Genomic DNA, 23,757 nt, shown 5'->3' on the forward strand with positions numbered 1-23,757 from the left:
CTGGTTAATTATTTGTCTTGCTTTCTTTTATTCCTGTACATATAAGATTGTGAAGTAGCAAAAATTGTGGTCCTGACTTTACACCTGGTAACGTGTTGATTTTTAACAAAATCAGGTGTGCAGAGGTGACAGACGTTTAGTAAATTTTAGCATAGGGATAACCAGCCATGGAACAGTTACTTGGAAGCAGTGAAATTGATGAACCTCCATCTATACAATCTGAACTATTGATCAGTAACTTGATCTTTAAGGATTCTCTCCCTGCAGTATCTCCTACCATCATTCCATTTCCTCTTCATCGAAGACCTGTTGTTAGAAAGAACCAGATTTCCCGGAAATTTCGTAATAAATTCTACCCAACTATTAGCTCCAAAGAGTGGAACAGTTGGACATGGCAGGTTGCCAATCGTATTCGCACGGCTGATCGGCTAAAAACTATGCTTTCCCTGAGCGCTGAGGAAGAGTTGGCAATTTCCGGTGGTGAGATAAAATTACCTTTTTCCGTGACACCATACTACATGAGCCTGATTCCGGCCGATGATCTGACACACCCGATTCGGCGCGCCGTTATTCCCACAGTTAATGAGATGCAAAAAGGACCCGGAGAAGCTGACGACCCTCTGGGAGAAGATAACCAGAGTCCTGTTCACGGCTTGGTTCATCGTTATCCTGATAGAGTGCTGCTCCTTGTGCATGATTTCTGTTCTACTTATTGTCGGTATTGCACGCGATCGAGAATGGTGGGTCATGGTTCAATTAATGCCAGTCAAAAACGTCTGGAGCAAGCCATCCAATATATAGCTGCGCATCCTGAGGTGAGAGATGTACTGCTTTCAGGAGGAGACCCTCTGCTGTTAAATGATGATAAGCTTGAATGGCTTCTGGCACGATTGCGACTGATACCTCATCTTGAGGTTATTCGCATCGGCACCAAAATTCCGGCTGTACTCCCCCAGCGCATCACTCCTAAGCTGGTGCGGATGCTTAAACGCTATAACCCTTTATGGATGAGCCTGCACTTTATGCATCCAGATGAATGTACCCCGGAAACGCTCCATGCCTGTAGTATGCTTGCCGATGCCGGTATCCCGCTCGGATCTCAGACTGTTCTGCTGAAAGGTATCAATGATGATGTAGACACCATGAAAAAATTGATGCACGGTCTGATGAAAATGCGGGTACGTCCGTACTATCTGTATCAATGTGATCCTATTACTGGTTCTTCACACTTTCGTACGCCGGTTGCCAAGGGTCTGGAGATTATCAAAGGATTACGTGGGAATACCAGTGGTTATGCAGTGCCTAATTATGTTATTGATGCCCCTGGCGGTGGAGGGAAGATTGCCCTTATGCCAGACTCTGTAATTGGATATGAAGGAGATAACCTTATACTGAAGAACTACGAGCAGCGCTGTTTCAGCTATCCTGACGTCAGCGAATAAGATTGATAAATTTCTCACGAAACAGCTCGTCACTTCTGGCGGGCTGTTTCTGTTTATGGAGTTGTGAATAATGAATATTGGAATTACCTACGATCTGCGGTCTGAATATTTAGCAATGGGATATAGCGAGGATGAGACCGCCGAGTTTGATCGTGACGAGACCATCCAGGCGGTTGACAGCACCTTGACCGAGCTTGGCCATGTAACTGAGCGTATCGGTCACATCAAGCAGCTTGCGAAAGCTTTGGTTGAGGGCAAAACCTGGGATCTGGTTTTTAACATCGCTGAAGGCATGTACGGCATTGGTCGTGAAGCCCAGGTTCCAGCACTCCTGGATGCCTATTGTATACCGTACACCTTTTCTGATCCGTTGGTGATGAGCCTGACCTTGCACAAGGGGATGACCAAGGGGGTTCTGCGTAACGTTGGTGTACCAACTACCGATTTTTTGGTGGCCTCAACTGAAGATGACGCCAAGCAGATTCATTTTGAAGCGCCATATTTTATCAAGCCCGTTGCCGAGGGTACAGGTAAAGGTATTACGCCTTCGTCAATTGTCCGCAATGGGGCTGACCTTGCTGTCGGAGTCAGAAACTTACTCAAACAGTACCATCAACCTGTTTTGATTGAACCGTATCTTTCCGGTAGGGAATTTACAGTGGGGGTTGTTGGTACCGGCCGGAATGCCAGAGTTATTGGCTCAATGGAGGTAATTCTTTTAAGCCACGCTGAACAGGGAGTCTACTCGTACATTAACAAAGAGAACTGTGAAGAGCTTGTTGAATATAGACTGGTCAACGGTGATACGGATACTATTGTGGCCGGGGCGGAAAAAATTGTTCTGGATGCCTGGAAAGCCCTTGGTTGTCGTGATGCAGGCAGGATTGACATTCGGTGTGATGCAAACAGTAAACCTCAATTTATTGAAGTTAATCCTCTGGCCGGTATTCATCCTGAACATTCTGATCTGCCGATCATCTGTACTAAAGTTGGCAAGAGCTACAAGAGCCTTATTGCTGACATCATTGAATCGGCCAGCAAGAGAATTGCTAAGTGAAAATTGCAATAGTTCATAATCAGATACAGAGTAAAGATGCCCCTGATGCCACTGATGTTCTGGTTCAGGCTGACGCCATTGATAAAGCTCTGGTTGCGCTTGGTCACCAAACCCTTACTCTTACTTGCAGTCTGAACCTTGAAACAATTAGCAAACGGCTGTTTGAAGAAAAACCGGATCTTGTTTTTAACCTGGTAGAGGATCTGGAGGGCCATGGACGCCTCATTCATCTTTTTCCTGCACTGCTTGATGCCTTAAGGATTCCTTACACAGGTTCCTCAGCTGAAGCGATTTTTTTAAGTTCACATAAAACCCTTGCCAAGGAAATCATGGTGCAGAATGCCTTGCCAACTCCTATGTGGCTTGGTGTTGATTCACATTTTGCACCGCTAGCTGAATCGTCTAAGCAATTTGTGCCACGGCCTTGGATCATAAAATCTCTCTGGGAACATGCCTCGCTTGGGCTCGATGCCGATTCAGTGCTTGTTGCTGAATCTCGAAATTTCTTGAAATCAGAGATGAATAAACGATCGGCAGCGCTGGGCGGAAGCTGTTTTGCGGAAGAATATATTGATGGGCGAGAGTTTAACCTTTCGTTGTTAAACTTTACGGAGGGGGTACGAGTTCTATCACCGGCTGAGATTGTTTTTAAGGACTACGCTCCAGAGATGATTCGTATTGTTGACTATCAGGCCAAGTGGCAGGAAGACTCTTTTGGTTACAGTAATACCGTGCGCAGCTTTGATTTTGATGAAACTGACGTTGATCTGCTACATAATTTAACCCAAATTGCTTTAAAGTGTTGGCATGTCTTTGGGCTTAAAGGGTATGCTCGAGTTGATTTTCGAGTCGATCATGACGGTCAGCCGTTTATTCTTGAAGTCAACGCTAACCCCTGTCTCTCTCCTGATGCCGGTTTTGCGGCAGCTATTCAGCAGTCCGGGATCGATTATGATGATGCAGTTGGTCATATTATTTCATCTGCAGGAGTTGCATCTCCACAAGGGAGAAAATAGCAATGTTTCGCATTCGACGTATCTATGATGATATCCTGCCGGGTAATCAAGATAGTATCGGCCAGGTTCAGGATATTCTACGCTCCCGATTCAACGCAGTCTCCGCAGAGGAAATTGAATCTATCGGCGAGAAACTCAGGAATCCATTCAAGCAACGTTTTCGCTCAGTCCTTTTTGTAGCTGAAAAGGGAAAAGGCAAAGTTGTGGGGTTTGCGCTTTTGCTTCATGAGCCCGTGATCGGTTTCACTTATCTTGACTGGATTGCCATGGAAACCGGACGTGGCGGTTCCGGCATGGGCGGCGCTCTTTATGAACAGATTCGCAAGGAATCAGTGGCCCTTAAAGTAAAGGGCCTTTTTTTCGAATGTCTGCCTGATGATGAAAAGGAATGTTCAGATAAAAATCTGCTTAAAGAAAATCGGGCACGGCTTCGTTTTTATGAACAGTATGGGGCAAGGCCATTAATAAATACTGGCTATGAGCTTCCGGTTAACCCCGGTGATAGTTGCATGCCGTACCTGGTTTATGACGGACTAAAAGAGCAGAAACCACCACATCGTGCTTTTGCACGTAAGGTGGTGCGGGCAATTTTGGAACGTAAATATGCAGAGTTATGCCCGGCAGAATATGTTACGAAAGTGGTCGATGGGTTCCGGGAAAATCCGGTTTCTTTACGAGAATTTCGCTATGTCAAGCCCGATGCCGTTGTCAATAATGTTGATGCTTTGGACTTTGAACATATTGCCCTGGTCATTAATGATAAGCACGATATTCATCATATAAGCGATAGAGGGTATGTCGAATCTCCTGTTCGCATAAAAAATATTGTCTCTGAGCTCGATAAAAGCGGTCTTTTTAGTAAAATTAACCCTCAAGCCTTTCCTGAGAGACATATCCACGAAGTTCATGCCCCTGACTTTGTTAACTACCTTAAGCGTGCTTGTAATGAGGTTCCTGAGGGGAAATCTCTCTATCCCTATATCTTTCCAATTCGAAATAAGACCCGCCCCCCGAAGGAACCATCAGTTCTCAGCGGGTATTACTGTTTCGATACTTTTACACCAATTAACAAAAATGCCTACCTGGCGGCCCGCCGAGCTGTGGACTGTGCTCTTACCGCTGCCCAGGAAGTTCTTAATGGCAGGAGACTTGCCTATGCCCTGGTAAGGCCTCCGGGGCATCATGCCGAAAACAGTGTGTTTGGTGGATTCTGCTACTTTAACAACAACGCCGTTGCCGCCCAATATTTGAGTCAATATGGCAAAGTAGCCATTCTCGATATCGATTATCATCATGGCAACGGACAGCAGGATATATTTTACCGTCGTTCGGATATCCTGACTATTTCGTTGCACGGTCACCCAAGTTTTGCGTATCCGTATTTTGCTGGTTTTGCCGAAGAGACAGGCGAGGGAGAGGGTGAAGGGTTTAATCTCAATTTACCTTTGCCGGAAAAACTCGACGGCGAAGGGTATCGCAAGGCCCTGGTTAAGGCACTTAATCGTATTGAAGCCTTTCATCCAGCTTTTCTGGTTGTTGCTCTTGGCCTTGATCCTGCCAAGGGTGATCCGACCGGCACCTGGAATCTTTTAGCTCGTGATTTTCGAATTAATGGTGAGGTGATTGGTTCTCTTGGGTTGCCCACCGTAGTCGTTCAGGAAGGTGGCTATCGTACGGCAACATTGGGAAAAAATGCGCGCTCTTTTTTCTCTGGCCTTAGTGATGCCGTCCGTAAATGGGCCAACTCCAAACATGAACAGAAAAACAAGCTGCATGGTCTTAAATTACGCTATGAAATTGCAGCAGAAGATTGCCAGCGCCTTAAGCAGATCGTCGCCTCGACAGGATTCTTTCATGACGATGAAGTCGAACTGGCTGTAGAACTCGCGGAGGAGAGGCTGTCGAAGGGTGATGCCAGCGGTTATTTCTTCGTGTTAGCTGAACATTATGGGCGTGTTGTTGGATACACCTGTTATGGCCCAATTCCATGCACAAAAAACAGTTATGACCTTTACTGGATAGCTGTTCATCCAGACTACCAGGGAAGGGGAGTTGGGAACCAGCTAATGCAGAACACAGAGCGTAATATTAAAAAAAATGGTGGTGAGCGGATCTATATTGATACCTCTCAGCGCCCCCAATATATATCCACTCGAACCTTTTATGAACGATTCGGCTACCATCTTGAGACCATATTGGCTGATTTTTACGGCCCCGATGATGGCAAAGTCATCTATTGTAAGAAATTGGTAAAATAACATCCTCCGTTCTTGGCTTACTCTATAAGCTTCTTGTCTTATTCACTATATGCTTCACTTGAAGTCGTCCGAATTCGCTCATGATTTTACAATAATTATGCACCTTGACTTGCATCCCAGTTGAGAATACAAATGAATATACTATTGAGACTCAAAAAGGAGGTCTTTTTATGAAATTCCTGAGTGTGCGTGACTTAAAGGGAAAATCTTCTCAAATATGGAAGGAGTTGCCTGAAGAAAAAGAGATGGTTCTGACCAGCAATGGGAGGCCCATCGCAATTCTTAGCTCCATAAATGAAGATAATTTAGAACAGGTATTGTCGGCATTTAGACGGGCTCGCGCCATAGAAGCTGTGGCAGCGCTTCAATATAAATCAGCCGTCAAAGGCACTAGCAATCTCACAATGAAAGAAATTGACAAAGAAATCATAGCTGTTCGAAAACAGAGAAAAAAATGAAAATCGTCTTGGATACGAACGTTCTGGTTTCCGGCCTGCTCACCCCATTTGGGACGAGTGGTGAAATCATAAGGATGGTTTCATCGGGGCAACTTGTTTTATGCTACGATGCGAGGGTTTTGGCAGAATATAGAGATGTTCTTCTTCGTCCCCGCTTTCAGTTCGACCCTGAGCATATTTCCGCACTGCTTGATTACATACAACATGCTGGTCAAGTCTATCCAACCCAACCATTACCAAATCCATTACCTGATCAAGATGACGAGCCATTTTTAGAAGTAGCCATTGCAGGAAAGGTATCTTGTCTGGGCACAGGTAATAAAGCGCATTTTCCAAAAAGTTATTTGCAAGGTATGAAGCTTTTTTCTCCCACCGATTTTCTCAAATACTATAGAGGGAAAAAGGAAGATACAGAACAATTGCATTGAGAGGCCCTACCCCTGACCTCGTGCAGAAAAAAAATCCCGATCATCTTCCGCTCAGCTCAATGCGATGGTTCGCTTTTGTCTATATGTGATTTGGCATAGTTTCATGGAAAATAGGTTTTACGGTTTTCCAAGATTTTGAATCATGCGCTGCATGCCAAAGATCATAATTTTTTTTGCAGGTTCAGCCATAACTCAGGGGTGGTGTCGAAAGCACGAGATAACCTCAAGGCCATGTCAGGTGTAACAGCACCACGGCAGTTGATAATTTTAGATAGAGTCTTCCTCTTTTTATAACCCCCATTTTGACTACAAAAAAGGCGATATAAGGGGAGGAAACGAGCTCTTTTGACGAAAATATTTCGTGATATTAATCAGTTTATTGATTTGCTGGTTGATAAATATCATTAAAACACTATAATTGTGTATACATGTATAGCATTCGGAGGAAGAAACCATGTTAGCATTACGTTTACCCAAAGACATCGAACAACGGCTTGAGAGCCTGGCCAAAAAATCCGGCCGTTCAAAGTCGTTTTACGCGCGGGAGGCTATTCTTGAGCACTTAGACGATTTAGAGGCGACCTATCTTTCCTCTAAAATCCTTAACCGCGTCGACAGCGGAGTTGAGCAAACTTACACTCTTGACGAGTTGGAGAAGGAACTTGGCCTGGAAGGTTAAAGTTACGGAAACTGCAAAAAAACAGTTAGCCAAGCTTGACGTACAAACACAAAAAGAGATCATTCAATATATGAGAGAGAGAATCTCTACAATTGAAGACCCTCGCCGCTTTGGCGCAGCATTGCGACGTGAATTGACCGGTCGTTGGAAATATCGAGTCGGAGACTATCGGCTGATCTGCGAAATTCAAGAAGAGGACGTTGTTGTCCTCGTTTTAATGATCGGGCACCGATGTAAAATTTACGGCGGTCATTGATCTATGTTTCATGCCTTTCTCGGAATAAAACGGGGGCAGACCACGCTTTTACAGGCAAACTTATTGCTTACGCGGCCTCCGGGCAACTCCAGGTACCACTCGTCGCCCTAGTGCCTGTGCAATTTCTTTTTGGAATCGGTCATTGCCAAGAACAAAATTACCATTAGTAGCTTTGCGAATTTTATTTACCACACTAGACTCCAATTGATATCGAAATAATTCTCTGTAGGCTGTTTGTGTTTCTGACTTTTTTGCACCCAGCTGCCGGTAAAGAGTATGAGGTTTTGTGACCTTACAGATTTCTCCTTGAGCGTTAGCGCGGTAACTGGACCAAGGGTATTCGCCTGGGTGTTCACAACCAGCATGTGAAAAGATAATCGTCATCCGCAAAAAAAAACATGCTTGGCGATTGTTGCCTCGCTGAATGATGTGAAAAGGAACTCCGGAATATATAAGGCGTGCTCGTCTTGGCATGCTTTCTGTCAAGCCACAATTTCACATCGGCGCCAAGTAAAAAACCTGGTCTGTCCCATATTCTTTTCATATTCTTTTTTTGGAGCACAACGCAGGAAATAAGGCGCGGGCCGATGAACTTGCCGCATCATGGGCGAGATAGTACCGTCCGATTTTCATATTAACAACAAGAATGTGGGAAGTGCCCCTAGTTCACCTTCTTCTGTCACAAGTCACTGGATCGAGCGTTGATATTATACGTTCTATCAGCAAGCAGATATTTCCGAAGTTTTCTTTCGCTGCGCATAACATAAAGAATGTAGACTTTGTCTTGAGTATAGCGATAAAAAATACGGCAAGGCCCAACAATGACTTCACGGTATCTTGATTTCATCAATTCAAGAGGAACACGACCTGATTCAGGAAAATCCTCAAGGCGCTCAACGCTTGAAAATACTTTTTTTACCAAATATTTCGCAGCTCCAAGTTTATCAAGAGCAATATACTCAGCAATGTCATTGAGGTCAGCTAAAGCAGGCTCTGTCCAGATTATTTGAGCCATTTACTCAATTTTGCTTTTGCCTCATCATGACCACATGTTCTCTTTTCCAAGACAGCATTTTCTCCACGAGATAGTCCTTCTAAAATTTGCATGCGCCTTTGCATTAAATCATAGTCATTGGCGTCAATGAGATATGCAGATGGTTTACCATGCTCAGTTATTAAGACTGGTTCTTTGGTGTCATGTAATTCGGCTAATATCTTGGTAGCTTGGCGTTTTAGTGTTGTAACAATTTCTATTTTCATAATAGTGATACTATACTGTCACTTCCAGTCTTGCAAGTTTTTTTATCCGGGTTGTCAGACACGGTAGACTTGTAAAACGGGGACAGACCACGATTTCCCAGGCAATCTTGGCATAAATCGTGGTCCCCAATTGTTCCAATTGTTCCGATTGTTTCCAATTGAGTGGTGTGGAAGGTAAGTCATTTCAATAAAAGTAAAAACCCGTCCTGCTCAAAATGTCTATCCGCAGTAAAGGCACGCTGTAAACGCATGGACTTCATTACTACAAAGCTGGTGCAATCGGTCAATCCCCATTCTTTATCAGGACGGGAGCAGTAAAGTTTGTATGCCATTTCGGAAAGTTCAGGTGTGATCGTCACAAGATCAACAGCGGTAGATGTTTGAATGAAGTTGAGCAATTTGATGGCAACATCACGCAGAGGAGGGCGCGCCAGGGAGTTTGCGATTTCGACAGCGACAAAATTTGTGGTAATCAATTTGGTTTTTTGTTGGAGTAGTTGATCGCGTACAGCGCAGGCGGCTTTATGTAAATTGTCAGATTTGTTGACAAGCGCAAGCCAGGCAACTGTATCGACAAAGGTAGCGCTTGTCATTGCTTCGGTATCCCATACAGGTAATGGTCATGCTGCGAGGCGAGGTCGGTAATGCCGGTGTCTAGTGCCAGCGAATCAAGATCAGCAAGGGTGGCTGCCTGTTTTTTTTTCGATTTAGTTTTGACTGGCGTAAAGATTTCAGTTTTCAGAAAATGCACCATTTTCAATATTTTTTTTTGCGCATCAAGAGGTAATGCTTCGATCTCATGGCATAATTGTTGTTGGATGTTCATGTCGGGCTCCGTGTTTGTCTGTGTGCTCTGCTTCGCAAACAGAGATGAGGAGCCATCATTTGACCAAGCTGCCATCTCCGCTGTCTGTACAAAAGAATAGACCAAAAGGCACTGCAAAGTCAAACAGATTTTGCGGGGAACGGGAGTTGGGGCCGGTGCCTCTGGGGGCAGAGGTCTTGAAAGATAAGTTTTAGAATATGCATGTAAGGGAGGAATCAAGAGGTAGGTGTCGCATAAGGAATTGTTATTATGCACAAATAGCCAACACGGAAAGTTGAGTAAAAAGAAATCAGGAGGTTGGCACTCATATCAATCCAAATTGTTAGGCTTCGACACTTTCTGTCCTTGTTTGGTCAACCGGTATTTCTGCAATTTGCTTCTTGGCTTATCAGGGATTGCCATTTCAATAAGCTCTGCGTCTAATGCTGGCTGTAGATAAATAAAAAAATTGTTTTTTATGCCCCATTCTCAAAGCGATAAAGGGGTATCGAGTATCGCCTGGTTTTTTCGATTCTTCAATCACGCCGGTTCTTCCTCCTTCCGGTTGAAGGCCGGGTTTCTTGGTTTTTTCTGGAGAACCGTTGCTGTCATCCTGTGGAATGGCAATGATTTGATACAGGAATTAATTTAATCCAAAAAAAAACATATCTATGACAATATTTGTCCTAGGTAATGAATTACTCTTGAATTTAGTAACTCGCAAAGGCGTGTGCTAATAGGTTTAACGTTCTGAAGCTATAAGGCAGGAGTCAGACAACAAAATTGACCTTGTAGGGCGAAATTAATTAGTGAAATGACAGTATTACTTTGAGGGTGAGGCACCTATATTGATTGTCAACTTTAGCCAAATGCCGTATATAAAATAAAAAACATGGTTAACGCCATCCGGCATTGGCTCCGAGCTGCTCGACTTATTGTGATTACCCCGGACGAGAAAAAAACTCTCCCACTCGGCAAAGCAATCTTTTCCAAAGAAAATGGCTGGGACCCTTGCTTTGAAGACGAGGCCACAATCTGGATCATTCGATGATGAAGACACTCGGCTTTACCTGTTAGCCAGCCTGATTGGAGATTGCTTGGCAGAGTGTGGCGATGGTGGCAATGTAAATGTGTAAATCAAAAAAAGTCCGGCATGTGCTTGGCATCTCAGGCGGCAAAGACAGTGCTGCCCTAGCGATTTACCTCAAACAACAAGGCAATATCCCGGAAATGGAATACTACTGTTCTGATACCGGCTGTGAGTTGCCCGAAACGTATGAGTTTATCGATAAACTGGAGATGTATCTCGGTAAAAAAATAACTCGTATTGGTAACGATGCACCTTTTGAACATCATCTTTTCATGCTTGGCAATCTCTTGCCTTCACCCCGCCAGCGCTGGTGTACGGTAAAGATGAAATTGGAGCCATTTGAGAAATTTGTCGGTACTGATGAAGTTGTGAGTTACATCGGTATACGAGCTGATGAGTACCGGGAAGGATATATCAGCACAAAACCAAATATAAAACCAGTTTTCCCTTTCATTCAAGATGGACTCACCAGAAAGGATATTTTCCAGATTCTCGAAGAATCAATTGGAATTCCTGAGTATTACAAATGGCGCAGCCGCTCCGGTTGTTATTTTTGTTTTTTTCAACGACAGGAAGAGTGGCTTGGCCTTTATAAGCACCATCCTGACCTTTTTGAAAAGGCAATGGCTTTTGAAAAATATGACCCGGTAACTAAAGAAGGGTACACCTGGGTTGAAGGGATGTGTCTCAAAGATTTATTGGAAAGGAAAGATAAGATTTTTGAATTGGCTGACAAGAAAAGGCAGTTGAAGGACAATCGAAGTTGGCAACAAAAACTAATTGAAGATGGGTTAGATGATGACCCTGAGGACCAAGCGTGTTTAATTTGCGCGTTGTGAGCCCCCACATATGAGTTCTAATCATCTGAGATTTGACTGTTGATTGATAAGTTTAACACATTAGCGATTTGGGAAAGAAATGGGGAGAGAGCACCCCATAAACCTTTATTGATATTATTTGCACTCGGTGAGTTTCTTCGAACCCCTCACCGGTCTATACCGTACCTGGAGGTTGATAAAAAACTTAGGGAGTTGCTTGAAGAATTTGGTCCAAACCGTGTCAACTACCACCCGGAATATCCATTTTGGCGGCTCCAGAAAGATGGGATATGGGAAGTACATGGCGCGGATAAAATTGTGCTCACAAGTAGTGGTGATGCACGGAAAGGTGATCTGATCAAGGGAGATATTACCGGTTCACTTTCCGAGGAAATCAGAAAAGAGCTAACCCGTAATCCCAAGTTATTCCCCCAAATAGTCCAAAATATATTGAATGCCCATTTCCCCGCAACCATTCATGAAGATATATTGCAAAGTATTGGCATTGACCTATCTCTGAATGTTCAGGTTAAGTTGAAAAGAGGTTATGATTTCCGGAGCAAAATTTTACAAGCGTATGAATACCGCTGTTCTGTCTGCGGTTTTGATGTCAGATTGGGCCACACGCCAATTGCACTGGAGGCAGCACATATCAAATGGCACCAAGCTGGTGGGCCTGACGAAGAAATTAATGGCTTGGCATTATGCGCACTGCACCATAAATTATTCGATCGAGGGGCATTTTCCTTGTCTGAAAACTTAGAAATTCTGGTTTCCGACAAGGCTAATGGCGCGCAAGGATTTAAAGAATGGCTTTTGGATTATCATGGCAGAAAAATATACTTTCCCCAACGTCAAACTTTTTATCCAAAGAGTGAATTTACCAAATGGCATTCCGCAGAGGTTTTCAAAGGATACTCCAGGGAATTATTATAGCTTATCAATAAGCACAGTGCCTACAAACCCACCTGTACTGTTGACGTGTTGACGTGACGCCAGAACTAAACTATCCATTATAAGGCTTCACCTTTGAGTAACTTTTATGACGAAAACTACCGGCAGTACTTTGATTCAACTGTTGGTATTGATCCTTCCGCTTTCCTGCAACCTCTTGCCGACCGGCTGCGGCCACCGGCAACAATACTTGATGTTGGTTGTGGCTCTGGCCGTGATCTTCTGTGGCTTGCCAGTCGTGGTTATACTCCAACCGGTTTTGAACTGGCCCCAAAACTTGCTAGCCTGGCACGCGAACATGCCAACTGTCCCGTAATAGAAGGTGATTTTTGCCACTATGATTTTTCTGCTCTTCGATTTTCCGCCCTTGTTTTTGTGGGTTCCTTGGTACACCTTCCCAAAGAGACTCTCCCCCTCATACTTAAGTCAACCTGTCTGGCCCTTGCCCCAGATGGCTTGCTGCTCATCACTCTGAAAGAAGGCCGTGGCTTTTCCTGTGCAGATGACGGTCGTGTTTTTACTTTATGGTCGAGAAAGGAAATTGAGAAAATTTTTGCGGCACACAACATTCAAGTCCTAGATTTTTCCAAGCAGGTTTCAAAATTACGATCAAATGATATTTGGCTTGGGTACGTGTTGAGGCTGAATAATGGGCCGTGAATCGCATTGTTGCCTGGATGATCTGCATTATTGGCTTTTTGATCTTGGTTTTGAGCAAATTAATCAGGAGAATTCAGGCTGCACTTTTCACATGAAAGATGATGACATCTGCCTTGTTCTTGACACTGTTATCTGTGAACTTTCCGACTATCCTTATGTAGCTTATACCAGCCGACAGAATGAGTTGATGACTACTCATGGCCAGGTCTTTCGATTTCTCTATGATCAGGACAGCCCAGTTACTGACCTTCAACGAGAGATCACTATGTTTCTTGAGGGCGAGAGTGATCCAGAACTAATTAGACGCTTTGGTGGCAACCGGACAGAGCAGGAACCCGATCCGACGCTACCAGAAGCTACCTTTGAAGATTGTTTTTTGGATGCCTTTGGTGATCGGGATCGAATGGCTTTACACCGTGAATTTTCTTATGTCGATTTTAAAGGTGTTATCCGCTATGTCGACTATGCCCTGTTTGCTCTGTCAGCAAAATTTGCTATTGAGCTTAATGGCGAAAGTTTTCATCACCCGGCAGTAATTGGTCCACAGCGGTACCGATCTCAGCTATTTAAACAAAATTCTCTGGTTGCTGATGGCTTCAAAGTTTTTCGCTGGTCTTTACACGGTATGCGGGATCGCGAACGATTTATCCTAGAGCTTTCAAGATTCATGGGGCATTCCGGGCCTTTCCTCGATAAGTCAATTTTTAAACTAAGTCGCTCTGTACAGACTTTAAGTCACTCTACACAAGCTTTTTCTTTAAAAGATCATCAGCAACAAGCGCTGGAACAATTGAGTGATGCCAGAGAAGAAGGACGGAATACATTTTTACTTGTTCTGCCGACAGGAACAGGAAAAACAGAAATATTTATTGAAGATTTGGTTCGATTAAAAAAAATTGCTCCCGATTTGAAAGCACTGGTCATTGTTCCTACCAGGGAATTACGGAAGCAGACTCTTGCCAGGTTCAAACTCCGACTACCTTATCATTTCCAAAATAGCATCTCCATTAATCTTCTAGATGAAAATACGGCCGACTTTTTCGTGCAAACAACAGCCTATCTTCATCGTCATTACTATAAAATTGCGGCAGACCGCTTTGACTATATTGTCGTTGATGAAGCTCATCATGCAGCGGCCCAAGGCCTGCGAAGTATCCTTGCACATTTCAGCCCTACCCATCTTCTTGGTGTCACTGCAACTCCAGAGCGTTTTGATCAGCAAAGTCTTGAAGAGATATTCGGTGAGTATGAACCTCAACTTTCACTAGAGGAAGCTATCTGCCAACAACTTGTGCCTCCTGTTCGATGTTATAGAGCCAAGTCCAATATTGATCTCTCTGAAGTTCGATTCAATGGTCGTGAATTTGTTAAAAATGATTTGCAAAGAACCCTACTGGTTCCTTCGCGGGACCAACTTATTGCCGATCTCTTGACCCGATATTTTGGTGGTGAATTTTCGTGCAAGCAGGGAGTTATTTTTTGCGTTGATATAAAACACGCTAGAAGGATGGCGGATCTTTTAAGAAATCAAGGTATAACAGCCGGTGCTGTTGATGGCAGAGATAGAAAAAATGCGGCCAAGGCGCAAAAAGCCTATGATGAAGGTTTGATCCGTTTTCTCTGCGCTTGCGACCTCCTTACCGAAGGATGGGATGCACCGCAAACTTCTATTCTGGTCATGGCACGGCCAACTTTTTCGAAAGTGCTTTATTCGCAGCAACTTGGACGTGGTCTTCGTAATTATAAAGACAAGGAGGCTCTTTATGTTATCGATGTTGTTGATAATTATGGGGCCAAACTTCACCCTATGTCTTTGCATTCACTGCTAAAAGTTCCCAATTATCAGCCATTCACGAACTTGATTGAACCAGGGTCGCAAAGCCGCACCGAAGAGATTACCATTCTTGATGGCCTTTATGAGGGTGAGCGGCGGATTGAGCCAGTTGATATTTTCAGTTTCGAGGAGATGTATGGTTCTTTTCTGAATGAAGAGCAGTTGGCGAGAGAACTCTTCGTTTCCACTGGGACAGTTCGGCAGTGGCTCCGCAAAAGAAGAATTTTTTCCGATGTGCAATACCCCTTCGGGCGGAGGAACCTTCATTTTTTTGACCCCATACAGGTACCAAAGATACGCAAACAAGAGGGATTGCGGGAACACAATGCCGAAACAAGGGTAACAGATTTTCTTGAGTTTCTTGAAAGTCGGGATTACACATTTTCATATAAGATAATATTCCTGCTTAGTTTTTTTAAAATACGCAATGAACGCTATGAGGCATTCCTGCCAGACTTGCTTGAACTCTATCAACAATTTTATCAGAACCTTCTTGCCAGTAACAGTAAAAATGAGCGGGAATCATGCCCCTACAACCGCTTGGAATATGTAGATGATTTGACCTTACTTAAACGTAGTCTTCTTGAAAATCCTTTTGAGAAGTTTGAGAGAAAACGCTTCTTTTATCATTGTAAGGATTTGAATTATCTGGCCATGGATCCTGTGCTTATTAACAATCTTACACCTGGTCATCATCAGAAAATTATTGAGCAGATGGTGCAAGATCTGCGTAATTATTTTGATAAATTACAAGTATCACTATCGGTGTCTGATTATGCCTTTCTTTTACCTGAACCCCAGCAAGAAAAACCCCTGGCATTGTTTGTCGACCAGCCAACTGAAGAACAAAAGTATTCCACTGTACTTCCTTTTTATCCGCTCAGTATTGCGGCTGGTGAGTTTGGTGATTTATCTGTTCCAGATGAGCCGGAATCATGGTTTAGTGTGGAAGGTCTCACTACCAGACGAGCACTTTCAACACCAATGTTTGTTGCCCAAGTGCATGGGAAATCTATGGAACCAGTTATTCCGGATGGTGCATATTGCCTATTTACTTTTGAAGTCGGAGGTACGAGAAATGGACGTATTGTGCTGGCCCAGAAAGCAGATATTTCCGACCAGGATACTGGCGCTAGTTTCACGGTTAAGACTTACCATTCGAGTAAAAGAGAAGACCAGCACACTGGCTGGCAACATGAAAACATTACTTTGCAACCGGCAAACTCCGACTATCAACAAATTATTATTCCGATAGATGAAGCTGATGATTTCAAAATTATTGCCTTCTTCGTAGAGGTTTTAACCGGAAAACAGGTTGTGAGTTGACGAATGTGCCGTTTGCCCAGGCTTATCCAGAAAGACTAGGTGTTTTTAGAATAAAATGATGACAGAGAGCTTGCTGTCAATGGTCAGAACCACGGGCTCTAACCATGTCTGTGTTTGATTATCAGGTAATAAATAAACCTCTTAAAAGGGCTAGTATGCCAAATCTAAAGTTGAAATATTTACAGCACCTTAAAGAAATTATGGAAGACACCTATCTTCAATTGCGAGAAAAAGGATCTACACCCGAGGGTCGCGACGATTATATCAATGGTTTTATTGATGCTGGTGTATCGATAGAACTTGCGAGCAATGAAGAAGTGCAATCAGTGATTGAAGATACCAACATGGAGGTGTTCGGAATTACAATCAGAGAGCGTCAAAAAGTATATAAGAATATTGAATTGTCATATGATGAGTACATTGATGTGCCGACATTTTTTCGTAAAGGTAAGTTTACATTATAATGTCTTTATACGAGACAAGTTGTGGTGCTAATCAGGAAATAATTTGTTAATCAAGCGATGGAAAAATGGATCAAATATTACGCTGGTTACCCCTTATATTGTCATGTTTCAGCATTGTTCTTCTTATTGTTGGAGAGTTTGATAGGTCATACTCTCACCCCATGTACTTTTTATGATAATTTTCAAGTTAACACATAAGTTACACGTTCATTCCGGTATGTTGTCAGCTGGAGGTAGCACCCTTAAAGACAGGGGCATAAACTCCGACTCCGATCCATTCTATTCTCTTCACTGGACCCCGGCTTAAAGCATGCCGGGGTGACGGCTTGCGGAAGATTAGCGCTAATCAGATAATTTGTTTATGGGTTTCTGGTGCAGTGAGGAGTAAGGGGGTAAATAGCACCCACCTTTCTTGGCTTACTCTATTAGCTTCTTGTCTTTTTCGGTATGCTGTTTCTGGTCGCGGAAAAAATATGTCATCAAATTAAAAGTTGCACCAGCAATTGGTTTAATATGACTGACACGAAAGATGAGTTCTCGACTCCTAATGGGCTCTACTTCTCTGACTTCATGGAAAATTTTCAGGAAAAAAGTAGCGGTCATTAGTCGAAGAAGGCCTGAAACAAGAAATACAAACAACAGCGCATGGCTGAAGTGAAAGGGTCCGATAGAAAAGTCAGGGGGTAGAAGTTTGGCGACCACACCACCTGACATGGAACCAGCCAGCACAAAGAAACCATTGATAACTCCTCGGTAGGCAACACAGCGTGCTCTTTTGGGGGGAGAGCAGGCATCGTATATGAAGTTGGCGGCAGCCAGATTAAAACCTGCCCACACAGCACCAGCGAAAATCTGTATGCTGCAGATGTAGATGATGTTTTCTGAAAAAACCCAACAGATCGGAACAATTGCGATTCCAAAACCACAGAGAGTGAGAATCTTTTTGTTACCAAAACGGTCACTGATTTCGCCCCAATAACGGAAAGTCAAAAATTGAAAAAGAGTAGCAAGGCCTGAAATGGCAGTAAACTCGAAGTAACTGAAATTAAGGTCTCTGAGCATGTACAGTGCAAAATATGGTGATGAGAAAGAGACGCTGAAATTTGTTATAGCGAAGAAAAAAGAAAATTTGGCATAGTTTGACTTTGGTGCGCGTCGCAAAAACTGCCAAAACGAAAAAACATCCTCAGGTTGAACGCGATATGGTGGGTCATCATAACGATGTATCCAAAATGCCGAACAAAAACGAGCCAACATGGCAATAATAAAAATGACAAGAAAACCAAGGGCGGCTTGCTCGGCATTTTTGAAGAAATGGAGGATGCTGCCGGCCAGCAGTAGACTGATAAAACTGCTCATCCCAGTTAGTCGGTTGCGGTTGCCGAAAAATCTACCTCGAATTTTAATAGGAACCAGGTCGCCCATGAGGCTGCTCCAGACAGGATATATGAAACCGGTTGCTATATGATTGATGGTTACCAGGCAGATAAGTGAAATTGTGCCAAAATTGCCCGGCCCAAAAAGAAAAGGAAGCAGTGCCACTGGTAGCCAGATTGCGCCCTGGAAGAGTGACCAGAAAAAAATAATGTTTTTGCGGCTTTGAAAACGATCAAGTGAAAGGGCGCTTATCCACTGCGATATTGCTTCACATAGGAGAGGCAGTGCCGCAAGTAGCCCGATCTGAAGTGTTGTTGCTCGCAGGAAAATACCAAAAGCGCCGAGGTAGGATTCGCCAGCACCGAGCATAATGGCATGATATATCCCATCATTGATCGATGCCGTAAGCGGTTTGGCTGTACCTTCTTCTGGTGGGTTTTGACTATCGCTCATGATGTGTCATTTTAATAAGCACCCTTTAACAGCATGGCGTAAACTCCGTATGAAAGAATTCTTGAGAGACGAAAAAAGGGGAATGCCCCATGCGAGACATCCCCCTCCTGATAAAAAAAGAAAATATTTAAGCTAGATTTCTTCTGATAAGGCCATAACCATGGCACCTTTAGCGGTAGTATTGAGAGGGTCTTTGGCTATTCGTACTTCAGAAATATTGATCGGAAGATCAACTTCGTTTAAAGTTTTTTCAAACAACTCTTTGAAACCAACGGGCAAAACAGTTCCGCCGCTTAAGGAAATCGGAATTGATGTGTTAATCTTAGGAATTTTATCAGTTTTGAGTAACACATCTTTAAGGCTGTGTAAGAGACTGCTTACCAGTTCGATGTAGTAGATCTCTAAGGCAGTCTCCACACGACCTTTTGGCGGTTTGTTCAAACTAAATGATTTCTCTTTAATTGATTTAATGGTAGTAGCCTTTTCACCGACAGACATGCCGACCATGGTATCGATGAAATCACCACCTTTTTGAATACTATAGGTGATAACCGGCACCGAGAGGTAGGCAAGACAGATATTGCACATACCGCCACCTAAACTAATGCCAATCCCAGTGAAATTGTCGTTAGCAAGTTCGGACATTACAGTTGCCAGGCCTTCATTGATAGAAGTGGGCTTATAGCCGAGACTGGTCAAATACATCTTTATAATTGATTCATGGTAAACGACCGAGTTGGGGCTGTCGATAGGGTCACCCGGTACACTGAAGCATATTATCTCTCCTTTAGAAGGATTTTTTTCTATAAGGGTATTTATAATTGATTGTAAAACGGTAATGCCCTCATCTTCTTTGGCACTCAGTAACCCTTTTTCCATGGTCCTTCGGGTGTTGGCATTAAACATTTTAGCGAAGTTTTCAGCTGAAAAGCCAAGGATGTAAAATTGGTCATCTTTTTCATAGAACGAAACATCGTTCTCAACCAGAATTTTCTTGGTAAATTTTGAATAGGGAATTGTGAAAAAGGCGTTTAGCTGCTTAACCGTGTGAATTTGTCGGCCCTTGTTCTGAGCCATGACAATATGACTTGTTCCAATGTCAAGTCCAACGGGGCCTTTAGGTATTTCGGCTGACTCTCCAATCTCTTTTTCTCGTGATACTACAGCCTTTTTTGATGCTTCAATCGCAGTATCGACATTTTCCATATCATTTGGCATGGTTTTACTCTCCGGCTTGATATTTTGTTTTGTTGGCGCAGGGTTGACAGATCGTGGTGAGCTGTTACTTGGCGCTTTGTTGGTTTTCATAAATTTAACATGGCCTATTTAAAAAAAATAAAAGCTGGTATAACTTGCGTCATTACATGTAACTCGGCAAACTATCCAATAATATTAAATAATATTACAAAAATTAAATAGTTGTGGTCAACAAATTTTACTTTCCAGAAAATCTGCCAATCTGTTCCGTTAAAGATGAATTAATTGAGTTGATTAAAAATCACCAGGTTTTAATTGTTGCTGGCGAGACAGGCTCCGGGAAAACAACGCAGTTACCAAAGCTGTGCCTGGTTGCTGATTGTGTTGGGCCTAAAAAGGTTATTGCCTGCACCCAGCCCAGAAGAATTGCTGCATCCTCTGTTGCCAAGCGTGTATCTGAAGAGCTTGGCGAGGAGGGCCAGGAACTTGTCGGGTATCGAGTTCGTTTTGTAGACAAGACAAAGAGAAGCACAAAAATTAAATTTCTAACTGATGGTCTGTTGCTCGCAGAAGCTGCTGCTGATCCGTATCTTCGTTCCTATGATGTAATTATTGTCGATGAAGCCCATGAACGAAGCCTCAATATTGATTTTTTGCTGGGCTTATTAAAAAAACTTATTAAAAAACGTCCGGAGTTAAAACTGATTATCTCCTCCGCGACCCTCGATACTGAGAAGTTTTCTCGATTTTTTTCGAACGCCAAGGTTGCCTCCATTCCAGGAAAAACCTTCCCCATTGAAGTTCGGTATGCTCCTCCTGAATGTGATGGTAAGACCGAGATATCTATAGTTGACGAAACGATAAGCGCCATAAGAGATGTTCTGGTTTCCAGCCGCTCTGGCGATATTCTTGTTTTTATGCCGACCGAGCGCGATATCAATGAGATCGTTGAGACTATAAATTCAGGATCACGTTCTTCGTTTTTACCCGGCACCCACAATCAGCCGGATTTTGAGGCGCTTCCTCTTTTTGGAAGAATGTCTGTTAAGGCCCAGGCCGCTATTTTTAACCAAAGCAAAAAACGTAAGATAATCATTGCCACCAATGTTGCGGAGACATCGATCACTGTTCCCGGCATACGTTTTGTTATCGACACCGGATTGGCTCGTATTGCATCTTATAGTCCTAAGATGAGAGCGACCAAGCTTCCTGTACAGCCAATATCATCTTCAAGTGCTGATCAAAGAAAAGGACGATGCGGCAGGATTGGGCCAGGTGTCTGCATACGGCTCTATAGTGAAGAGAATTATCTGAACAGGCCCAAATACACGCTGCCGGAAATAATGCGTTCAAACCTGGCTGAAGTGATATTACGAATGACAAATCTGCGCTTGGGGCACCCATCGAAGTTTCCATTCATAGATCCTCCTAAAAGCCGTTCGATTAAGGATGGAATAACGGTGCTGCATGAATTGGGCGCAATCTATGACAATAGTAAAAATATTCAGCTGACCAAGCATGGTAAAATCATGGCTCGGCTTCCTTTAGACCCCTGCCTGGCACGAATTGTTCTGGAGGCGAAAGAACGAAATGTCCTTAATCAGATAATCATAATCGTTGCCGTATTAAGTCTGCAGGACCCACGAATCAGGCCACTTGGGGAAGAGCAGAAAGCGGACTCGGCCCATAAACAGTTTACAGACCCCGGCTCAGATTTTATTACTTACCTCAATATCTGGAGAGCGTTTCATCATGTTGCCGGTAAGGTGAAAAGCCAGTCCATGCTTCGCAAATACTGTCTGCAGAACTTTCTTGTCTATCAGCGAATGCGTGAATGGATGGATATTTATGAGCAGATTTGTCGAGGGCTTGAACATAAAACTCAGTTTTCAATTCTTTCAACACCGGAAAATCATGATTCTATTCATCAGTCATTATTGTCAGGTCTGATCCGTAATATTGCCTTTAAAAAGGAAAAAAAACTTTATACAGCCGCTTACGGCAAGGAAGTGATGATTTTTCCTGGCTCGGGGCAGTTTGCTAATCCGCCGCAGTGGTTGCTGGCCGCTGAACTTGTTGAAACCAACCGCTTGTACGCGCGAACAATAGGGGCAATTGATCCTAAATGGCTAGAAAAAATTGCCGGAAATCTTTGTAAACGTTCGTACTCGGACCCTCACTGGGAAAAACGAAAAGGGCAGGTGGTTGCTTATGAAAAAACGACCCTGTTTGGTCTGGTCATTAATGAAAGCAGAAAAGTTTCATATAGTGCAATTGACCGAAATGTATGCCGGGAAATTTTTATCCAGTCAGCCCTTGTTGAAGGCCAAACCACTCAACGGATTGATTTCTTGGATAAAAACAGGGCGACAATTCAAAGGCTTCAGGATATTGAGGACAAGGTGCGAACTCGGCACGTTATTGATGAGTATACTATATTTACCTTTTATGACTCCCGAATACCGCATCATATTGTCAGTATGGCGAGTCTGATAAAGGCGTTACCGGTTATCAGCTCATCGCTGATTATGTCGGAAAGTGACGTCTGTACCGATGACTACGATCTGCGCCACGATGATAAATTCCCAACAACACTTACCTGTGAAAAATTTGAGTTTCAACTTTCCTATAAATTTGAACCGGGATCCATTGAAGATGGGGTCACTGTTTTAATCCCATCCTCAACGCTGCTGCATATAAATCCTTTGCCCTTTGAGTGGCTGGTTCCCGGTCTGCTTTCTGAACGAGTTCTGGCACTGTTAAAATCCTTACCAAAATCGGTACGTAAACATCTTGTTCCGGTCAACAAAACAACCGAGTTTCTTATCTCGCAGCTTGAGTTTGGTAAAGGTTCACTCCAAGGGCAACTGTCTGCGCTTATAGCAAAAAACTATCAAGTGACGATCGAAAGGCAGATGTGGCAGCCCGATTTGCTTCCCAACCATCTGAAAATGCGTTTTTGTTTAGTAAATGACAAGGCTAAGGTTCTGGAACATACCAGAAATTTTAACGATTTGTTTAAATGTAATTATGAACCCTCCGGCACTCCAAGCCTTACCACACTTAAAGTTAACTGGGAAAAGGAGGTGATTGATCTCTTTGATGATTGGGCCATTAAACGTATTCCAGTCGATAGCTCAAACGGGCTTAGCGGCTATCTCTTTCCTGGCCTAGTTGACAGGGGTGATGGACGGGTTGGTGTTAAACTGTTTTTGCAGGCAGAAGAACAGATTAAAAGTCATCGCTTGGGCCTTTTGGTTCTTTATAAAACAGCATTGGCCAAACAGGTCAAGTTGTGTGAAAAGGAGTTGAAATTTCAGCAAGATGATTGGGCTCTGGTCAACTGGCTTGGTGGTTTTAAAGATGTAAATCGGCAGATGCTGGATTTCATCTTGCTGGAACTGTTTTGTGACGATCAAAGGCTTGACCGAGACCAGAATGAATTTAATCAAAAAGTAATAAAGCTACGAGAGGATGGTTTTTTTAGTACTGCTGCCTTTGTCTTTAAGAAAGTGCGAGAGATTCTTGCTGTACGTCGAAAGGTCTATGATATTTTGTCCAAGTATGCCGCCTTGTCCCAATCAAATATTGTGGCAGCGCGGCAGTTTGCTGATTTTTTTGTAGAACTTGAACGAATCTTGCCGCATGATTTTTTACAACGGTATTCGATGCCTGAGGCTGAACAGGCCTGTCGTTATCTGGAGGCCCTGAAAATTATTGCTGAACGGGCCTACGTTTCACCAGTAAATCACACTAAAAAAGCATCATTGATTGTACGTTTTTCTGAGGAGTTGGCGGCCCTTTTGAAAATTCTCGATAGCATTCATGTGCCAGCCAGAAAAACTGTTGTTTCAGCCATGATTGATGAATTTAAGATACTGATCGAAGAGTATAAAATATCTGTGTTTGCACCAGAAATGAAAAC

The 23,757-nt window shown here is 43.3% G+C and carries 21 protein-coding genes and 1 pseudogene; 15 read left to right on the top strand and 7 right to left on the bottom strand.

The window, feature by feature from the left end:
• The first annotated feature begins 167 nt into the window (after positions 1 to 167).
• The 6 genes from HQK80_02155 (at position 168) to HQK80_02180 (ending at position 6,659) form a co-directional block, all read left to right on the top strand.
• A complete protein-coding gene (locus tag HQK80_02155; GenBank protein MBF0221023.1) occupies positions 168 to 1,442 on the top strand; it encodes a KamA family radical SAM protein in 1,275 nt (424 codons plus the stop codon).
• A 70-nt stretch (positions 1,443 to 1,512) separates the two neighbouring features.
• Positions 1,513 to 2,499, top strand: coding sequence for a D-alanine--D-alanine ligase (locus HQK80_02160; GenBank protein MBF0221024.1), 987 nt, complete (start codon positions 1,513 to 1,515; stop codon positions 2,497 to 2,499).
• Entirely contained in the window at positions 2,496 to 3,515 is a 1,020-nt protein-coding gene (locus HQK80_02165; protein ID MBF0221025.1) for an ATP-grasp domain-containing protein, read from the top strand. Before HQK80_02160 ends, HQK80_02165 begins: the two co-directional genes overlap by 4 nt.
• 2 nt (positions 3,516 to 3,517) lie before the next feature.
• On the top strand, positions 3,518 to 5,773 hold the full coding sequence (locus tag HQK80_02170) for a GNAT family N-acetyltransferase (protein ID MBF0221026.1): 2,256 nt from the start codon (positions 3,518 to 3,520) through the stop codon (positions 5,771 to 5,773).
• A 170-nt stretch (positions 5,774 to 5,943) separates the two neighbouring features.
• Positions 5,944 to 6,231 (top strand): type II toxin-antitoxin system Phd/YefM family antitoxin, encoded by a 288-nt coding sequence (locus HQK80_02175; GenBank protein ID MBF0221027.1) that lies wholly within the window; start codon positions 5,944 to 5,946, stop codon positions 6,229 to 6,231.
• Positions 6,228 to 6,659 carry a putative toxin-antitoxin system toxin component, PIN family gene (locus tag HQK80_02180; GenBank protein MBF0221028.1) on the top strand — a complete coding sequence of 144 codons (432 nt, stop codon included), beginning with the start codon at positions 6,228 to 6,230 and terminating at the stop codon, positions 6,657 to 6,659. Before HQK80_02175 ends, HQK80_02180 begins: the two co-directional genes overlap by 4 nt.
• Positions 6,660 to 6,738: 79 nt before the next feature.
• On the opposite strand, the pseudogene HQK80_02185 reads toward HQK80_02180, so the two are convergent.
• Positions 6,739 to 7,027, bottom strand: a pseudogene (locus HQK80_02185) (HigA family addiction module antidote protein).
• Between the two features lie 86 nt (positions 7,028 to 7,113).
• On the opposite strand from HQK80_02185, the gene HQK80_02190 reads away from it, so the two are divergent.
• The gene (locus HQK80_02190) at positions 7,114 to 7,338 is read left to right on the top strand and encodes a TraY domain-containing protein (GenBank protein ID MBF0221029.1); all 225 of its coding nucleotides are present in this window, start codon (positions 7,114 to 7,116) and stop codon (positions 7,336 to 7,338) included.
• Positions 7,322 to 7,594, top strand: a complete 273-nt coding sequence (locus HQK80_02195) for a type II toxin-antitoxin system RelE/ParE family toxin (protein ID MBF0221030.1) — start codon at positions 7,322 to 7,324, stop codon at positions 7,592 to 7,594. Before HQK80_02190 ends, HQK80_02195 begins: the two co-directional genes overlap by 17 nt.
• Before the next feature lie 679 nt (positions 7,595 to 8,273).
• Here HQK80_02195 and HQK80_02200 read toward each other — a convergent pair.
• The 4 genes from HQK80_02200 to HQK80_02215 all read right to left on the bottom strand — a co-directional run bounded on the left by HQK80_02200 (position 8,274) and on the right by HQK80_02215 (position 9,680).
• Positions 8,274 to 8,609, bottom strand: a complete 336-nt coding sequence (locus HQK80_02200; protein ID MBF0221031.1) for a type II toxin-antitoxin system RelE/ParE family toxin — start codon at positions 8,607 to 8,609, stop codon at positions 8,274 to 8,276.
• Positions 8,597 to 8,854, bottom strand: a complete 258-nt coding sequence (locus HQK80_02205; GenBank protein MBF0221032.1) for a type II toxin-antitoxin system Phd/YefM family antitoxin — start codon at positions 8,852 to 8,854, stop codon at positions 8,597 to 8,599. Before HQK80_02205 ends, HQK80_02200 begins: the two co-directional genes overlap by 13 nt.
• A gap of 179 nt (positions 8,855 to 9,033) precedes the next feature.
• Entirely contained in the window at positions 9,034 to 9,447 is a 414-nt protein-coding gene (locus tag HQK80_02210) for a type II toxin-antitoxin system VapC family toxin (protein MBF0221033.1), read from the bottom strand.
• Positions 9,444 to 9,680 carry a hypothetical protein gene (locus HQK80_02215; GenBank protein MBF0221034.1) on the bottom strand — a complete coding sequence of 79 codons (237 nt, stop codon included), beginning with the start codon at positions 9,678 to 9,680 and terminating at the stop codon, positions 9,444 to 9,446. The genes HQK80_02210 and HQK80_02215 overlap by 4 nt, the downstream gene beginning before the upstream one ends.
• A gap of 871 nt (positions 9,681 to 10,551) precedes the next feature.
• Between HQK80_02215 and HQK80_02220 the strand changes: the two genes are divergently transcribed.
• The 6 genes from HQK80_02220 to HQK80_02245 all read left to right on the top strand — a co-directional run bounded on the left by HQK80_02220 (position 10,552) and on the right by HQK80_02245 (position 16,805).
• The gene (locus HQK80_02220; protein ID MBF0221035.1) at positions 10,552 to 10,710 is read left to right on the top strand and encodes a DUF4007 family protein; all 159 of its coding nucleotides are present in this window, start codon (positions 10,552 to 10,554) and stop codon (positions 10,708 to 10,710) included.
• A gap of 77 nt (positions 10,711 to 10,787) precedes the next feature.
• On the top strand, positions 10,788 to 11,588 hold the full coding sequence (locus HQK80_02225; GenBank protein ID MBF0221036.1) for a phosphoadenosine phosphosulfate reductase family protein: 801 nt from the start codon (positions 10,788 to 10,790) through the stop codon (positions 11,586 to 11,588).
• Between the two features lie 36 nt (positions 11,589 to 11,624).
• Positions 11,625 to 12,503: an HNH endonuclease gene (locus tag HQK80_02230; GenBank protein MBF0221037.1), complete on the top strand. Its 879-nt coding sequence runs from the start codon at positions 11,625 to 11,627 to the stop codon at positions 12,501 to 12,503.
• Positions 12,504 to 12,596: 93 nt separating this feature from the next.
• Positions 12,597 to 13,181: a class I SAM-dependent methyltransferase gene (locus tag HQK80_02235; GenBank protein ID MBF0221038.1), complete on the top strand. Its 585-nt coding sequence runs from the start codon at positions 12,597 to 12,599 to the stop codon at positions 13,179 to 13,181.
• The gene (locus HQK80_02240) at positions 13,171 to 16,341 is read left to right on the top strand and encodes a DEAD/DEAH box helicase family protein (protein ID MBF0221039.1); all 3,171 of its coding nucleotides are present in this window, start codon (positions 13,171 to 13,173) and stop codon (positions 16,339 to 16,341) included. Before HQK80_02235 ends, HQK80_02240 begins: the two co-directional genes overlap by 11 nt.
• A 155-nt stretch (positions 16,342 to 16,496) precedes the next feature.
• Positions 16,497 to 16,805 (top strand): hypothetical protein, encoded by a 309-nt coding sequence (locus HQK80_02245; protein ID MBF0221040.1) that lies wholly within the window; start codon positions 16,497 to 16,499, stop codon positions 16,803 to 16,805.
• Positions 16,806 to 17,222: 417 nt separating this feature from the next.
• On the opposite strand, the gene HQK80_02250 is transcribed toward HQK80_02245, so the two are convergent.
• The gene (locus HQK80_02250) at positions 17,223 to 18,635 is read right to left on the bottom strand and encodes an MFS transporter (GenBank protein ID MBF0221041.1); all 1,413 of its coding nucleotides are present in this window, start codon (positions 18,633 to 18,635) and stop codon (positions 17,223 to 17,225) included.
• 132 nt (positions 18,636 to 18,767) lie between these two features.
• Positions 18,768 to 19,853 (bottom strand): hypothetical protein, encoded by a 1,086-nt coding sequence (locus HQK80_02255; GenBank protein ID MBF0221042.1) that lies wholly within the window; start codon positions 19,851 to 19,853, stop codon positions 18,768 to 18,770.
• A gap of 203 nt (positions 19,854 to 20,056) precedes the next feature.
• Here HQK80_02255 and hrpA point away from each other — a divergent pair.
• On the top strand, positions 20,057 to 23,757 hold a 3,701-nt coding region (hrpA, locus tag HQK80_02260), incomplete at its 3' end, for an ATP-dependent RNA helicase HrpA (GenBank protein MBF0221043.1).

Source organism: Desulfobulbaceae bacterium (genome assembly GCA_015231515.1).
Lineage (GTDB): Bacteria > Desulfobacterota > Desulfobulbia > Desulfobulbales > VMSU01 > JADGBM01.

What these genes read in the sequence shown, in the direction of transcription:
- HQK80_02200 (MBF0221031.1), bottom strand. Translation starts at nt 8,609, where the DNA reads ATGGCTCAAATAATCTGGACAGAGCCTGCTTTAGCTGACCTCAATGAC.
- HQK80_02245 (MBF0221040.1), top strand. Translation starts at nt 16,497, where the DNA reads ATGCCAAATCTAAAGTTGAAATATTTACAGCACCTTAAAGAAATTATG.
- HQK80_02170 (MBF0221026.1), top strand. Translation starts at nt 3,518, where the DNA reads ATGTTTCGCATTCGACGTATCTATGATGATATCCTGCCGGGTAATCAA.
- HQK80_02220 (MBF0221035.1), top strand. Translation starts at nt 10,552, where the DNA reads ATGGTTAACGCCATCCGGCATTGGCTCCGAGCTGCTCGACTTATTGTG.
- HQK80_02175 (MBF0221027.1), top strand. Translation starts at nt 5,944, where the DNA reads ATGAAATTCCTGAGTGTGCGTGACTTAAAGGGAAAATCTTCTCAAATA.
- HQK80_02255 (MBF0221042.1), bottom strand. Translation starts at nt 19,853, where the DNA reads ATGCCAAATGATATGGAAAATGTCGATACTGCGATTGAAGCATCAAAA.
- HQK80_02205 (MBF0221032.1), bottom strand. Translation starts at nt 8,854, where the DNA reads ATGAAAATAGAAATTGTTACAACACTAAAACGCCAAGCTACCAAGATA.
- HQK80_02225 (MBF0221036.1), top strand. Translation starts at nt 10,788, where the DNA reads ATGTGTAAATCAAAAAAAGTCCGGCATGTGCTTGGCATCTCAGGCGGC.
- HQK80_02180 (MBF0221028.1), top strand. Translation starts at nt 6,228, where the DNA reads ATGAAAATCGTCTTGGATACGAACGTTCTGGTTTCCGGCCTGCTCACC.
- HQK80_02190 (MBF0221029.1), top strand. Translation starts at nt 7,114, where the DNA reads ATGTTAGCATTACGTTTACCCAAAGACATCGAACAACGGCTTGAGAGC.
- HQK80_02155 (MBF0221023.1), top strand. Translation starts at nt 168, where the DNA reads ATGGAACAGTTACTTGGAAGCAGTGAAATTGATGAACCTCCATCTATA.
- HQK80_02250 (MBF0221041.1), bottom strand. Translation starts at nt 18,635, where the DNA reads ATGAGCGATAGTCAAAACCCACCAGAAGAAGGTACAGCCAAACCGCTT.
- HQK80_02240 (MBF0221039.1), top strand. Translation starts at nt 13,171, where the DNA reads ATGGGCCGTGAATCGCATTGTTGCCTGGATGATCTGCATTATTGGCTT.
- HQK80_02210 (MBF0221033.1), bottom strand. Translation starts at nt 9,447, where the DNA reads ATGACAAGCGCTACCTTTGTCGATACAGTTGCCTGGCTTGCGCTTGTC.
- HQK80_02215 (MBF0221034.1), bottom strand. Translation starts at nt 9,680, where the DNA reads ATGAACATCCAACAACAATTATGCCATGAGATCGAAGCATTACCTCTT.
- HQK80_02160 (MBF0221024.1), top strand. Translation starts at nt 1,513, where the DNA reads ATGAATATTGGAATTACCTACGATCTGCGGTCTGAATATTTAGCAATG.